At 61.1% G+C, this 14289-nt stretch carries 14 protein-coding genes; 5 read left to right on the plus strand and 9 right to left on the minus strand.

The window, feature by feature from the left end; genetic code table 11:
* Position 1: 1 nt before the first annotated feature.
* From ACODT0_RS40045 to ACODT0_RS40060, 4 genes are read right to left on the minus strand one after another with little or no spacing between them, the layout of a single operon-like run.
* Complete coding sequence (locus ACODT0_RS40045) at positions 2-1192, minus strand: CaiB/BaiF CoA transferase family protein (protein ID WP_296723107.1); 1191 nt, start codon at positions 1190-1192, stop codon at positions 2-4.
* 46 nt (positions 1193-1238) lie between these two features.
* On the minus strand, positions 1239-2018 hold the full coding sequence (locus ACODT0_RS40050) for an SDR family NAD(P)-dependent oxidoreductase (protein WP_296723104.1): 780 nt from the start codon (positions 2016-2018) through the stop codon (positions 1239-1241).
* An 11-nt stretch (positions 2019-2029) separates the two neighbouring features.
* Positions 2030-3166: a thiolase family protein gene (locus ACODT0_RS40055; protein ID WP_489043843.1), complete on the minus strand. Its 1137-nt coding sequence runs from the start codon at positions 3164-3166 to the stop codon at positions 2030-2032.
* Positions 3167-3172: 6 nt separating this feature from the next.
* The gene (locus tag ACODT0_RS40060) at positions 3173-3529 is read right to left on the minus strand and encodes a Zn-ribbon domain-containing OB-fold protein (protein ID WP_296723099.1); all 357 of its coding nucleotides are present in this window, start codon (positions 3527-3529) and stop codon (positions 3173-3175) included.
* 189 nt (positions 3530-3718) lie between these two features.
* Here ACODT0_RS40060 and ACODT0_RS40065 point away from each other — a divergent pair, with 189 nt between their 5' ends.
* From ACODT0_RS40065 to ACODT0_RS40080, 4 genes are all read left to right on the plus strand, one after another.
* Complete coding sequence (locus ACODT0_RS40065) at positions 3719-4912, plus strand: 2-methylaconitate cis-trans isomerase PrpF family protein (RefSeq protein WP_296723097.1); 1194 nt, start codon at positions 3719-3721, stop codon at positions 4910-4912.
* Complete coding sequence (locus ACODT0_RS40070) at positions 4909-5688, plus strand: SDR family oxidoreductase (RefSeq protein WP_296723095.1); 780 nt, start codon at positions 4909-4911, stop codon at positions 5686-5688. The genes ACODT0_RS40065 and ACODT0_RS40070 overlap by 4 nt, the downstream gene beginning before the upstream one ends.
* A gap of 318 nt (positions 5689-6006) precedes the next feature.
* Positions 6007-6414, plus strand: a complete 408-nt coding sequence (locus tag ACODT0_RS40075) for a VOC family protein (RefSeq protein ID WP_489043844.1) — start codon at positions 6007-6009, stop codon at positions 6412-6414.
* Between the two features lie 260 nt (positions 6415-6674).
* Positions 6675-8465, plus strand: a complete 1791-nt coding sequence (locus ACODT0_RS40080) for an MORN repeat-containing protein (protein WP_489043845.1) — start codon at positions 6675-6677, stop codon at positions 8463-8465.
* Between the two features lie 65 nt (positions 8466-8530).
* Here the strand turns inward: ACODT0_RS40080 and ACODT0_RS40085 are convergent, their stop codons facing one another.
* The 3 genes from ACODT0_RS40085 to ACODT0_RS40095 form a co-directional block, all read right to left on the minus strand.
* The gene (locus ACODT0_RS40085; RefSeq protein ID WP_489043846.1) at positions 8531-8722 is read right to left on the minus strand and encodes a hypothetical protein; all 192 of its coding nucleotides are present in this window, start codon (positions 8720-8722) and stop codon (positions 8531-8533) included.
* Between the two features lie 1324 nt (positions 8723-10046).
* The gene (locus ACODT0_RS40090) at positions 10047-10574 is read right to left on the minus strand and encodes an ankyrin repeat domain-containing protein (protein WP_296723088.1); all 528 of its coding nucleotides are present in this window, start codon (positions 10572-10574) and stop codon (positions 10047-10049) included.
* A 210-nt stretch (positions 10575-10784) separates the two neighbouring features.
* The gene (locus ACODT0_RS40095) at positions 10785-11024 is read right to left on the minus strand and encodes a hypothetical protein (protein WP_261214764.1); all 240 of its coding nucleotides are present in this window, start codon (positions 11022-11024) and stop codon (positions 10785-10787) included.
* A gap of 375 nt (positions 11025-11399) precedes the next feature.
* Here ACODT0_RS40095 and ACODT0_RS40100 point away from each other — a divergent pair, with 375 nt between their 5' ends.
* Complete coding sequence (locus ACODT0_RS40100) at positions 11400-12629, plus strand: YbdK family carboxylate-amine ligase (protein WP_489043847.1); 1230 nt, start codon at positions 11400-11402, stop codon at positions 12627-12629.
* Here ACODT0_RS40100 and ACODT0_RS40105 read toward each other — a convergent pair.
* Both ACODT0_RS40105 and gntA read right to left on the minus strand, forming a co-directional pair.
* Positions 12601-13212, minus strand: coding sequence for a DUF1989 domain-containing protein (locus tag ACODT0_RS40105; RefSeq protein ID WP_296723081.1), 612 nt, complete (start codon positions 13210-13212; stop codon positions 12601-12603). The genes ACODT0_RS40100 and ACODT0_RS40105 overlap by 29 nt on opposite strands.
* 10 nt (positions 13213-13222) lie before the next feature.
* Positions 13223-13918, minus strand: coding sequence for a guanitoxin biosynthesis heme-dependent pre-guanitoxin N-hydroxylase GntA (gntA, locus tag ACODT0_RS40110; RefSeq protein ID WP_489043848.1), 696 nt, complete (start codon positions 13916-13918; stop codon positions 13223-13225).
* Positions 13919-14289 lie beyond the last annotated feature (371 nt).

Raw genomic sequence — 14289 nt, forward strand, 5'->3', positions numbered from 1 at the left:
CTCAATTCTGGGAAGGGCTGAGGGGGATCACCGCATCGATGGTTGCGGCTGGCATGCCGAGTTCGGCCAGCACCTCACGGGTGTGCTGGCCTAGGGTGGGAGCTGGACGTCTCGCCCGGGGCCGCTCGCCGACGGCGCTGATGACGCTGCGAGGCAGCGTCATCGGCCCGGCGGTCGGGTGCTGCAGCTGCTCCGCGAGGGCTGCTTCGAGGAAAGGCGCTGACTGCGCCACTTCCGCGTAGTTGTTGATGGGGCCGCAGATGATGTCGACGGCTGCGAACCTCTCCAGCCAGAAGGCCCGGGGCTGCGCGAGCATGCGCCCTTCGAGCAGGCGCAGCAGTGTCTCGCGATGCTGAAGTCGGCTCTTGTTGTCGGCGAACCTTGGATCGCAGGCCAGTTCCGGTGCCCCGATGGCTGAACACAAAGCCTGCCACCGTGCGGGGTGATAGGCGGCCACCATGATCCATCCGTCAGCGCAGCGCAGGGCCTCATTCGGAGTCGAATATGGCGCTGCATGCCCTTGCGGTCCGGGCACGACGCCGTCCGCGAAGTAGGACGCGAAACTCACGTGCTGGAGCGCGATGGCGCTGGCGAACATGCTGGCTTCGACGTGCTGCCCGTGTCCTGTGCGTTGCCGGTCCGCGAGGGCGGCCAGGACTGCGATGGCCGCCAGCGACCCTGTGACCAAGTCGACCACCGGCACCGGCACCTTGCACGGCTCCCCATCGCGTGCGCCGGTGACGCTCATCAGGCCGCTCACGGCCTGAAGCACACCGTCGACCCCGGGAAGATCCTTGCTGGCGCCGTGCTGGCCATACGCTGAGACCGAGCAGTAGATGAGGCGCGGGTTGTCCGCCGACACCGCAGCATAGTCCAGCCCCAAGCGCGCCATGACGCCCGGGCGAAAGCTCTCCACCAGCACATCCGCCTGCGCGACCAGCGCCTGCGCCGCCTGCAAGTGCGTTGGGTGTTTGAGATCGAGCACCACACTGCGCTTGTTGCGATTGAGCGCCATGAAGGCAACTCCCTCGCCGTGGACCCAGGGCGAAAGGGCTCGCGAAAGGTCGCCGACAGGCGCTTCGATCTTTACGACGTCGGCGCCCAGGTCGGCCATGCACAGCGTGCAGGTCGGACCAGCCATCACCTGCGTGAAGTCGATCACTTTCAAACCGCTCAATGCATTGGCAAGCATGCGACCTTCCGTGTTGTCGGATTGCTCATGTCGTGATGTCGACGCGCTATACGGAGGGATTGCCGAGGCTGCGCCCGCCGCAGACGTACAGAAGCTGGCCCGTGACATAGCTCGAGCCGGGTTCCGCGAAGAACCGGACGGCGCGGCTGATGTCCTCGGGCTGGCCGATGCGTTCCATAGGTACGGTCTTGTGAAGGCCCTGTCGGACTTCCTCGGTCAGCGTTTCGAACAGCGGCGTCTCCACGATGCCGGGAGCGATGGCGTTCACGGTGATGCCCTTGCGCGCATATTCGAGCGCCAGCGAGCGTGTCAGGCTCACCACCGCTCCCTTGGAGGCGGAGTAGGCCGCCTGGCCGCGGTTGCCCAGCCATGCGCGCGAGCCGATGTTGATGATGCGGCCGAACCGGTTCTCCGCCATTTGCGCCAGTACCGCCTTGGAGCAGATGAACTGCGAATGAAGGTTGACCTCGATCACGCGGGTCCAGAATGCGAGATCCATCTTGGAGACGAGCCTGTCGCCACCGATGCCTGCGTTGTTGACCAAGATGTCGATGCGGCCATGAGACGCGAGAAGCCGGGCCACGGCCGCCTCCACCTGCTCCACCGAGCTGACGTCGACCTTGAAGGTCCGCACATTGAAGCCTTCGCCCGAAAGGGCTTGCTCTGCTTCCTCCAGCGCCTTCTCATCAAAGTCCCAGAGCGCGATGCGGCATCCGGCCTGTGCGAGCTCGCGAGCGATGCCGAGGCCGATGCCCTTGGCGCCACCGGTCACGACGGCAACGAGGCCGTGCAGCGATGCAGGCGCGCTTGTGCTTGTAAGGTTCATGGTACTTGCGATCAAAGCGAAAGAATGTTGATGGAGCAGGCGGCGTGGTCCACGCCCCAGATGCCTCCGCCTGTCACCTGCGTGAGGCCGATGCGTGCTGCGTGGACCTGCCTTGCGCCGGCACGGCCTTGCAGTTGCTCGCAGACTTCGACGACCTGTGCGACACCTGTCGCCCCGGGCGGATGCCCCTTGGCGATCAGTCCGCCGCTGGGGTTGACCGGCACGCGTCCGCCAAGCGTGGTCGCACCGCTTTGCAGGAGGCTCGCCGCATCGCCTCGGTTGCAAAGTCCGAGGGCCTCGTAGTAGAGCAGTTCGGAGATGGTGAACGCGTCGTGCACCTCCAGCAGGCTGAGATCCTGCGGTCCGATGCCGGCTTGTTCATAGGCTAGCCTGGCGGCGCGCGCGGTGATCTCGGCCTCAGTCATGTCGACCGGTGAGGTTTCGAACAAGCCAGACTGCACCACCGACGCCAGCACTCGGACCGGCGTTGCGATGCCCTTGGAAGGCTTGGTGCTGAGCACCAGCGCCGCCGCCCCATCGACCACCGCGGGGCAGCACTGGAGCAGAGTGAGCGGCTCGGCCACAGCGCGGGACGCCAAGATCTCCTCGCGGCTCGCCAGCTTGGCGAACGTGGCGATGGGATTCAGCACGCCGTGTTTTCGATTCTTGACGGAGATGTCCGCCAGCGTCTCAAGCGTAAGGCCGTGATCGTGCATGTATCGCCTGGCGCGCATGGCGTACAGGGCTGGCATGATCATTCCGCGCCGGTTGTTCCAGTCCTTCTGGCTGAGCTGCAGCGGCCCGCCGCCGAGGCTGCTCAGGTGGTCCATGCCGAACACCACCACGGTGTCGTACTGGCCGACCTTGAGCGCCTGCAGCGCGAGATTCAACGCAGTGGCGCCGCTGGAGCAAGCGTTGTCCACGTTGTAGACAGCGCCGCCGTCGACGTGCAGCTCGCGCAATGTGCGCTGGCCGGGCAGCATGGCTCCGAGCGCGTTGCCGCAGTAGAACGCCTGCACCTCCGAAAGCTGCGTGCCGGCATCGGCCAGGGCATCGAGAATTGCTGCCTGGGCCATGGCCTCTTCGGTCAATTCGGGAAAGCGCCCGAAGTCCGTGATACCGACCCCGGTGATCAGTGGTTGCTTCATCTCGCATTACTCCTGGAAGGCATAGTCGGGGGTGCCGTCCGGCAACGTGAAGGGCACCACCCGCAGGCGGCTGGCGATGGCGGGCGGCTGGTTGTCGAACAGCAGTCGCCCGAACGCACGAACGCCGGGCGCGAAGTCGACCATGGCCAGGCCATAGGGCTGCTTCTCTTTGCCGGGGTGGACGATCGTGAAGCTGTAGAGGGAGCCTGTGGGGCCGAGTTCGATCTCTTCGACCTTCTGGTCGTCGTGAACGAATTCGATCGGCGGGAACTGGGGTGGCTGGCTCGCCACGCGTGTGGCGACAAGCACCATGCCGCCGGGGGTGTCGCGGAAAGGGGATTCCGTTCGCTTGATGATCTTCAAAAGGTATCTCCTGTTCGTGTGGAACTGGCCACTGCGACAGGAAGTATCGAGACGCAAACCGTCGTGGTCATTGGATTTCTGCTCGGCATTCTTTAGCGGCGCTAAAGCATTCGAAGCAATCAGCCCGGCTAAACAATGGGCAGCCAAACTGAAAGGACGGCGGGCCGAATGCAACTGCATACTGGGCCGATGAAAGAACAAATCAACGTACCGGTCACCTTGATGCGCGGTGGCACGAGCAAGGCTGTTTTTCTCTCGCAGCAAGATGTCCCCGCCGATGCGGATGCGCGCCGTCGATTCCTGCTGGCTTTGTTCGGTAGCCCGGATGTGCGTCAGATCGATGGGCTCGGCGGCGCCGACATCCTGACGAGCAAGTGCGCCATCATCGGGCCGCCGTCGCGCCCCGATGCAGACATCGACTACACCTTCGTGCAGATCGGCCTCGACCAGCCAACCGTCAGTTTCGAGATCGTCTGCGGCAACATTTCATCGGCCACCGGTGTCTATGCGCTGCAGGAGCAGTTGGTTCCTGTGCAAGAACCCGTCACCACTGTTCGGGTGCACAACACGAACACCGGAAAGATCCTTCGGATGTCCGTGCAATGCGCCGACGGCGAGCCGCGTGTGGAGGGCGATAGCGAAGTGGATGGTGTGCCGGGAACCGGCGCAGAGGTGGCACTGGATTACTCCGACACCAGCGGCTCCACGACCGGAAAGCTCCTGCCCACGGGGCAGGCGCGCGATTGGGTACATGTATCGAAGCTCGGCCGCGAAATACCAGTGTCGGTCGTCGATGTCGGCACGGCATGCGTGTTCATTCGCGCGGCGGACCTGGGAATCAGTGGCACGGAACTGCCGGGGCAGCTCGGTTCCGAGATCTACGAGATGGCCGAGGAGGTGAGGCGCTGGGTCGTCGAACGTTGCAATCTTCCGTCGTCGGGGATCCTCACGCCATATCAGATCTTGATTAGCGAAGCGCAGGATTACCGGACCATTGCAGGAAATCGCGTCGTGCAGGCAGCAGAGATCGACTTCGTCGCGCGCATGGTGCTCAATGGTGGTGCCATGCACAAGGCATTCCCTGGCGGCGGCTCGGTCTGCCTCTCTGTTGCGGCACAGATCGCGGGAACAATTCCAGCCGAAGCGCGCGGCACGCATGCCGGCCCGACGCGCATTCGCATTGGCCATCCGAGCGGGGTGCTCAAAATCTTCGCGAATGTCGAGCATGCGGGTGAGGACAAATGGTCGGTGCGTGAAGTGCACTTCACGCGCACAGCGCGCCGCCTGTTCGACGGAGTCGCCTATGTGAGGCGATCGCGCCTTGAGGCGCCCGCCGAGCAAAGCACGTCCATGGGCACCGGTGCGGTAGCGACATTGCCATGAGCGTCCAGAATCTTTTCTCGCTGCAGGGCCGTACGGCGCTCATTACTGGCGGCTCACGAGGCATAGGCCGCATGATCGCTGAGGGGTTTCTTGCGCATGGCGCACGCGTCTACATCAGTGCGCGAAAGGCGGAAGCCTGCGACCTGGCCGCGCGAGAGCTTTCGAGTTCGGGCCACTGCATTTCGCTGCCGCACGACGTCTCCACGGTCGGGGGCTGTCAGGCCATGGCCGACGCCTACGCCCGTCACGAATCGACGCTGGACATCCTGGTCAACAACGCCGGTGCAGCGTGGGGTGAGGACTTCGATGCTTTTCCGGAGAGCGGCTGGGACAAAGTGGTCGACTTGAACCTGAAATCGCCTTTCTTCCTGACGAAGGCACTCATCGCACCGCTGCGCGCCGCGGCAAAGGCGCGGGTCGGGAAGATCATTCACATCGCTTCTACCGACGGCATCGGGCTCAACCCGCAGGAGAACTACTCCTACGTTGCGAGCAAGGCAGGATTGATTCACCTGACGCGGCGCATGGCGATGCGCTTGGCGCAGGACAACATCGCAGTCAGCGCCATTGCGCCCGGGGCGTTTCCTTCCGAGATGAACCGCAATGCCCGCGACCATGGGGAGGCACTGTCGGGGCACATTCCCGCCCGGCGCATCGGCACGCCGGACGACATCGCCGGCGCAGCCATATTCTTAGCCTCGCGTGCAGGAGACTATGTGATGGGTGCCACCCTGGTGGTGGACGGTGGGGTGACCCACGCGCGTCCCTACCGATGAAAGGTTTGAAACGGAGCTTCAGGCGCGGTTCTGCCTGAGCAGCGCGATGCCTGCCGAAGGACATCCTTCGGCATACCCCTGATCGTTTGGCCATCAGACTGGCATTTACGCACGGGGCTGAAGACTTGCTGAACGTCTTCTTGAACATCGTGATGAAGGCCGAAGGTGACTCGCAGGCGACAACTTAATCAGGGATTCGGCCAGCGCGTGGGTTGTGCGGATCATCCGTAAGGTTGGCTTCAGGTCCTTTCGCGTTACGGGGGATAGGCTCAGCGAATGAAATGTGACATGAAGCAAATGCCTGCCTCGGAGACGACGATGACCATCGGACGGATCGTTCTTCTCGTCAAAGCTTATGACGAGGCGATCACTTTTTATACCGATGTGCGGGGGATGGAAGTTTTCGTCGATGTCCAGGTGCGACACTCGCGCTTTATTCACCTGCGGTTTTCATCTCAACCCGACGTAGGTGTTTGGCTGATCCGAGCGGAGGGACCAGAACAGGAAGCTCGGGTTGGAAATCAGATGGGAGGTCAGCCGCTAGCCGTCTTTTACACGCAGCGACTTTCGGACGACTTGACGCGGCTGCGAGCGTTGGGAGTGCGCATTGTTCGCGAAGAAGCCAGTGATGGCGAAGCGAGCTATGCCCATTTCCTGGACGTCTATGGAAATGAACTCGTGCTTGTCGAACTTCGACAAAACGGCGTCAAGACCGCCTCAGGATAGTGGTCTGTGGTGTGGGTGCAGTCAGGATGGATGCGTCCTTCGGCTCTCCGAGCACCGACAACGCTGACCCAAGCGCATGCAAGGCACGTGGCGGGAAGACCCTGACATGGCACGGCTTGCCAGCAGTCTCGTGCCAACCGTTCGAAGGGCGGCGTTCGGCAAAGACCGTCCGAACTGTCGAGTCCTCGTCTGGGGATTGCTTCGCCTTCCTTTTCTGTAATACTGAGGTATGCAGTCGAGGGGCTATTCTCATGAGATTCATGACAAAGCTGGATGGGGTGCATTTGCCGATCGCGGCCGCCGCATTGTCTTGCGCGATGGTCGTCTCGCCCATTGCACATGGTCATGCGACCCCCGAGATCGCCAACTGCAGTGAGCTGAAGGACGAGGCCACCGTCCCCTTGACGGATCTGTGCCTGGGCCACACCGGCTGCCGCTTCATGCTGAATGCGCAGAAGACCTGCGCACAGGCCAAGGGCTATCTGGAGCGCTTGCAGGCGGCAATCGGCGAGGGCACGAAGACGCTGTTTGGCCATCGCAAGGAAGTGACGCCCGATGCGGTGTTCACTGCGGCGCTGGGCGCTGATGAGATGCAAAAGCAGCGATCGCTTGGCGAGCGCTCGGACGTCCAGAAGGAGGCGCAGGCCATAGCCTCACGCGTGAGAGGCGTCGGCAACGGCGATACCCTCACGGGAACCCATGGCTATGGCATCGCCCTCCGTCAATGGGTCTACTACGGTCAGACCTCGGGAGGCCAGGCGAATGGCATTGGAACGCGCATCTATTCCGATGGGGAGATTCAACGGGGCCAGACGATGAATGACACGCTTGCCGGCGCAGGAGAAGTGTTGGCGAAATCAGGAAGCCGCTTCGTTGGCAGCTACTCGGAACTAGGGAGCGGGCAGCGAACTGGAATCGAGTTCGGGCAAGACGGCAGTTGGTTCAAAGGAACACGCACCGGCGGCTATACGGACGGAACCTTTGCTCGGGCAAATGGGACGTATTTCGTCGGCCTCAGGGATCCAAACGGAGCGCGCATTCAAGGTCGTGAAATTCGGGCAGATAACTCCTTGGTCGAAGAAGGTCGCTTCGAAGGCAAGGTCTTGTCCGTCGGCACGCAGTATGACGCAACAGGTGTGGCGACAACAGTCAATCGACCGGCGGAGCGCGAAGCTACGGCGCGCGCGGCCAGCGAGACGGTACGGCTCGCGGCCGACGCTGAACAGCAACGCAAGCGTGAGCAGGCAGCTCAGGCCGAGCAACAGTTCCGCGCCAGTCTGCAGACCATGAATCCCGGGCAGTTGTTTGCCAAGGCCGGCGAGCTGCAAACCCAGGGCGATCAAGCTCGCTCGCGTGAAGTGCAACGGGTCCTGGTGAGCCGATTTCCGGATCATCCGCTTGCGGCCAGCGCTGCGAGGCAAATGACGGGCGAATCCGCTGGCGGCTTGGCGCCACGTGTCGGAGGTTCGACGCCGGCGGACTCGGACAACGCGACAAACCGTCCCGAAGCCATGCGCATCTCCGCTCAGGCATGCGATGCCATGAAGCGCTCGGTCATCACGACCAGGATCCCGTCCAACGCCTCGATCACCGCCAGCCAGGAAACGGTGATGTTCATGACGAAGACGGTGCTCGACATGATCGCTGGCGGCTGCCCTACGGACGGCGCGACGCCTGCGCAGATCAGGGCCGAAAGGCAAGAGCGTCAGCAACAGTACACGGCTGCTGAGAACGGTTGCAATGCCGTGCAATCCGGCGGCCGCCGGTGTGTTGCGCACAATCACTTTGGGCTTGGTGGGGCACCTCCCTCTTCGACGTCCGCGGCCTCTGCCAGGTCAACCGCCACCACCAGCCCGGCTCAACACATCTGCGATGAGAGCGAAAAAGCCGATCGCACTGTCAGCAAATCGTATGACCCGGTCAGTGGGCAAATGATCTGCGGTGCCCGATTGGGACAGTCCGGAGGGACTGCAGGACCATCGTCGGGCGGAGGAGGAGCACGCCGCCCACAGGAAGACAACCGTACGTGCAAGAACTGTACTGCCAACTAGTGTGATGTCCCGCCGATGCGCGAGTGGCGCAAGGCGGGCACCTCGGCCTGCACCTTAAGTGAAGGTCAGGCCTGGTCTCGCCGCAAATTGTCGGTGGGCCGCGCGGCCCCGACGCCGTCCAGGCCCTTGTCGTCAGCCTCTGGCTGGAACGTCGGGCTGGTGCTCTTGCGCACCTGCAGCACGACCGTTGCTTCCTGCTGGCCGCCTGCGTCACCGCGAAGCGCCCTGACCTTGGATGTACGGGTCTGGATGTTCATGGGGACCGTCTGCGCCGGCGTCGGGCCGCAGTACCACACAGGGGCGACCAGAACCGAGGCTTCGGAAGTGAAAAAGCCACCGAGGCGAAGCAGGGTGGTTTGGGGTTGGTGGGAATGCTTCCTCCGTCTAGCACAGTGTATGTGGGAAACAGCGCTTCTCGGCGCTGCGCCGTCGTGTCGCATAGGGAAATCCCTTGCTGAAATGGCGAAGTCTTCTGACAAGCAACCACAGCAACGTTGGCAATGCTGCAACGGGCGCGAAGGCCCATGAGCGCCGTGCCTGTCCAACCGTGACAGTGTGTCTATTGACTTGACTTTCTCTGTGAGGTCCCCATGAAGTACATGAAGTTCATCTTCACGACGGCCTTGTGCGCGTCCGCGATGTCTGCTGCTCTTGCGCAAAACCCGGCACCTCCGACTACCCCTGGTCCGGCTGGAGGCAACGCCGCAACCGCCAATGCGCAAGGCGGATTGACGTCAGAGCAATGGCTCGCGGCAGGAGCGGGTGTCGCCATGTTTGCAGCGGCTATTAGCGGGAGCAATGGCAACTCTGGCGGCGGCTTTGGCCTGCTTCCTGGCACAGGCACCACTGGCACGACCGGAACCCGTTAACTGCGGTGCGCCGGGCTTGTTTCCATTGTGATGGCGATTTTGACTTCCCTTTGAAACAACGCCTCCCGTGGGCGTCCTCCTCCTGAGCACTGTGTAATTCCCGGCACCATCACAGACGAGGTCAAGGAAAAAGGCGCCACAGGCGACGCGTCCTTTTCCTCGACACTGATACTGGGGCCGTGTCGGTCATCTTCCGCAAGGCCAGCAGCGCGAAGTGGCGATCGCTAGGCTTGACACCAGAGTTTGTAGATGTGCGGGCTTGAGGAGTTTTTGTCCCAGCCGACGCTAGCCGTCTTCCTGTATCGGCACCCAGTCGAACGTCCCAGGATCCGGTTCGTCAAACGTGCACCGAGATTCGCCGAAAGCAGGGCGCGTCCGCTCGCTGGAATCCACCCGGACCTGTCCGGCGGAACAGTCCATTGTTCTCGTCGCGTCCGGCATCCGGCATTTGCTGCGGCCAAGTACTTCGGCTCAACACCTCACTCGGCGGATTTTCTTCAAGTCGATCAGCTATTTGATGAGTCCGGATTTCTTCGGCTCGTCATCCATAGAAGCCTCCCGTGCCTCAGAACAGCTCGCTTCTCCTGCATTCGCGTTGGGTGCCACGTGCGGAACTCGGAGTGTCCAGCTAACCACTGAGGCCGAATGACCGCCAAGTCTCTTCCCAAGTTGCTCGGAATCACCAATCGGTCCGTCGCTTGACGGATCAACGTCAGGCCGGCCTCAGCGCTTCCAAGAAGGCCACAGAGTCGGGTGCCCGCATAGTTCGAGCGAGGTCAAGTGCCGACAAACCTTCTGTGCTCCGAGCATCGATGTCCGCGCCATGCTCCAGAAGCACTTTCAAAATATCGAGTCGGTTGAACATTGCTGCGAACATGACCGGCGTCTTTGCGCCGGTCGGCGCAAAGCCGGGCTGAGCTCCGTGTGCCAGTAGCAACTCAACGATGGGTTGAAACCCCTTGAATATTGCTCCAGCCAGTGGCGTCTGGCCCTTGTCATTGAATCGATCAGGTTCGGCACCGGCCTCCAGCAATGCCTTCGCAGCTTCCGCGTGGCCGTGATACGCGGCGAGCATCAGGAGCGTATCGCCGTTGTGATTGCTCATGTTGGGCGGCAGCCCCTTTATCAACAAGCGCTCCAACATTTCAGCATCGCCGGTGCGCGCCAACTGAAAAACCCGTTGCGCGAATTCGAGGAATTCGGTATCGGAGGCCGAGGTGCTTCTGTCTGTGTTGATCATGCGAAGATTTTTGGCGCGATGGGAGAGCACAGTGGCTTCTTATGGACCTCTCGGTCGTACGCCGAGCAGCCAGTACACCGCAGGAAAACCGTCCCCTCGGGAACCGAAGAGATTTCTGTTGCAAATTCAGGTGTCACAGCGAATGACCTGCAGTGCGATGGCATTGTGGGATAAGTTCGGGGTGCAACGGAGCTGTGCGCGCGAAGCTGTTCAAGCCCTTCGGTCGCGCTCCTGGCCGGTGATCCACCTGAAGGCATCTTTCTTCAGAGCTTCAGCGAGCTCGAGCCGCGTCTTATAGACCCCAGACGAATTGATTGTGGATCTGACCAGATCGCCTTGAACAATCTCTGCGCGGCCGGATAGGTTGCCACCGGGAGCGGCGCGAGTCACTGCGCAACGCACCTCCCAGCCATCGCGGAAAAACTGAGCGAAGAAGTCTGGTGTGGTCATGATCCTCTCGTCGTGTAGTGAGGCGCAGTAGATTAGGGATCGAAAGCGTAAGAGGCGTCGGCCGACATCGGGCGGTCTTGTAATCCCGTATCCATTTATCAATAGACCAAGTCGCGACCGATGCCTGTTTCAGGAAGACAGATCCTTACGATCGGGGGGAGCGTGAATGAGGCGGACCCACAACGTCAATCACTGCGCTGTTGGATCTCGCGCCTGCCTACGGTGCTCCACATGCGTCCCCGCACATGAGCAATTCGACTTTGTCCTACGTGGAGTTCACTTTAAGGCTTGTGTGATCTGGGACGCCGAGACAGGACCTTCCACCAATCACGACAGGCGTCGTCTGCGAGGTTCATCAGCAAAACCGAGGCCACCATGTCAAACTCTGCTCAACATTCATTCGACTTTGCACCGTCCGCGGATATGAGCCTCGGTGTCGAACTCGAACTGCAGCTCATAGATGCAGAGACGGGCGATCTCGCTCAGCGGAGCCCGCAGATCCTTGAGGCTGCACGTCTTCCCAGGCCTTTGGCACGAGGGGCAATCGTTCCCGAGGTGAGCGCTGGCATGATCGAAATCTCCACAGGCGTCTGTGCGAATGCCTGTGAGGTAGCTATCGACCTCGAAACTCTGCGGAGCAGGGTCTCGCGCGCAGCCGCCGAACACGGCGCCCGCATATCCGGCGGCGGGCTGCACCCTTCCAAGCACTGGTCGGAACAGCAGATCTTCGACAGCCCCCGCTATCGCGCCCTGACTTCGCTGTATGGGGAGGTACTTAAGCAGACAACTGTATTCGGGCAGCATATTCATCTTGGATGCGCTGACGTTGAGCGCGTCCCGCTATTGATGCATCAGCTCGCCAGATACGTGCCGCACTTTATTGCGCTCTCGGCGTCCAGTCCCTTCATGGAAGGGAGGGACACCGGATTCGACTCCACACGGACGTACTGCCCGAACCCATTTCCTACAGGACCCCGTGCGCCATTTACGAACTCCTGGCACGAACTCACCGAGTACCTGTCCAAATGGCTTGCGTGCGGGGTCATCAAGTCAATCAAGGACTTGCATTGGGACATCCGACCGAAGCCTGAGTATGGAACTGTCGAGATTCGCGTCCTTGATAGCCCGTTGTCTATCGAGCGAGCCGCCGCACTCGCCAGCTTCGCGCAACTTCTTGGAACGTGGCTGCTGGAGTCACAACCGTTTATCCCCCGGGACGAAGATTACCTCGTGTACGAGTACAACAAGTATCAAGCCGCGAAGTTCGGCCTGCAAGCAATCTACGTCGATCCGATGACAAGGAACCAGTTGCTTCTGAGAGACCACCTCGGGAACCTGCTGTCGACTTTGGCGCGCCACGCGTCGGCGCCGAGAGATGAAGAACGACTCGCAACCCTGCGCAAGGTGGTGAGCACCATCCAGAACGACGCAACCGTGCTGCGCAGCTTGAGAGGGCGCTGCCGCAGCGTCAAAGAAATGGCGCTGCTTGCAGCGGGGATGATGGAGACATCTCCAAACCTGGACGATCCTCTGCGCGCCTCGATGCCTCGCTTGACTGCTGTACCCCGCGAACCTTTTAGCGTATCTCGTAGTCGATGGGCTTGAAAGAGCCATTGTTCGAATTCTCGGCCGAACACGCTGTCAATCCGCAGATGAGGTCCATCTCAGCGCGTAGTTCAATAAAGTCGCCGGCGCGAGATATGGGTGGCTTGACCTGAACCTCACCGGTCGCGGTGACGCCGACATTCATGAAAACATTGAACGTCGTTCCAATCTGGTCTGGACGAATTCCGTAGGGTTCAAAAGCTCGGTACAGATTCTCAAAGCAGCTGGGATGATGCCCCTGGTGCTGATACAGAATTTCGAACATTTCCTGGCTGCACGGCGTTAACAGGAAGTCGTGTCGACCGACCGTGTCATCGACAATCCGAAACATTGGACGGCTGTTGTTTGCGTAGAGTAGATCGCCCTTGGTCAGGTAGATCTTTGAAGCATAGTCGATGGACCGTCCGGAGGACAGGCTGCAACTGTGGTCGTCCTGTGCGAACGCGTACAGGTCGGCAACCTGTTCGCCGAATGGATCGTTGATGCGCAGGATCTGGCCGCCTCGCAAGGGGAAGGCGACGCCCGATTGCGGCGGGATACGGCAGCAGCCAGCTGTGTGGGTCAGCGATTTCTCCTCGGTCATTCAAGTCCTTTCAAGAGTGATGATGAAATGGGCACTTCCAATTCGATTCCACGGCCCTGCCCGAGTACTGGCGCGCTTCAGAGGCTTCACCAAAGCGGGCGAGCACAGGATTTATCGATCCCTGCAGGGCAATGTCGCGCCGCCGGATGGCCTCCTGCATCGACTGGTACTTTCCGGACGATTTCATTGCTTCAAACTGATCGTGGAAGTTGAAGACCAAGCAAGGCACGGGCGATTGGCGCGCCTGACGCGAAGCCTGCGGGTGCATACCCACGACGAAGAAGGCGCGGCCTCCCACGCTAAATGAGAAATCGCAGCGCTCTGGATCGTGGCTAACTTCACCGTTCCACCTATAGCCGCGTGCTCGATCGAGGTCATGCAGCGATTGAAGTTGGATCCACAGGGCTTTTTCGAACTCGATCTCGGTGGCGGAAAATCCGTCGAAGAGGGCAACGAAGCTCACCGGCACGAGGCCTGGGTCAGGAAAGGCCGTTGAGTAGGCGACAAGGGCGTCGAAAAGCGCTGGTGTCTGAGATGGGTCTCCTATCGTCTGCAGCTGAATGAACCGTATGCGCTTCTTGTTGAGCGCGGATTTCGCGCCCACGCACGGAAAACCCTTGGACGAGATGAACGCGCGCATTTCCTCTATGCGCGAGCTGTTGGACGAGGGCTCCGTTTCGGCGGGGGAGAGGAGTTGATCTGTCATGCATCAACGGTCGGCAAGAGCCTTGGCCCGCGTCGAAGGCGAATTCGCCATTCGTGTGTGCGAAAAAAAAACTTGCGTGTAGGCCGTGCGCGGCGAGCGGCAGGACAGCGCTGACGCGCTTCTGCCGTGGTGACGCTTTCTGCGGCTCTCACCTCCACGGTTGTCGAAATTAAACTGGTCTCCGTGAGTGCCGCAACCGCAAGAAGTCCACGTGCGGAAACATCGCTACTGACGAGGAAGATCACATATTGAGCAGGGGCCCAAAGCCATCGTGCTGACTAGGCTTGCACTGCGGTTGGACTTTTACCGTCTCGTGTCAGGACCGCAGGCTGGTCCAGAGAAAGGCCAGGGTCGCCAGCGCCATGACCGCG

This window comes from Variovorax sp. FG153 (genome assembly GCF_057809595.1).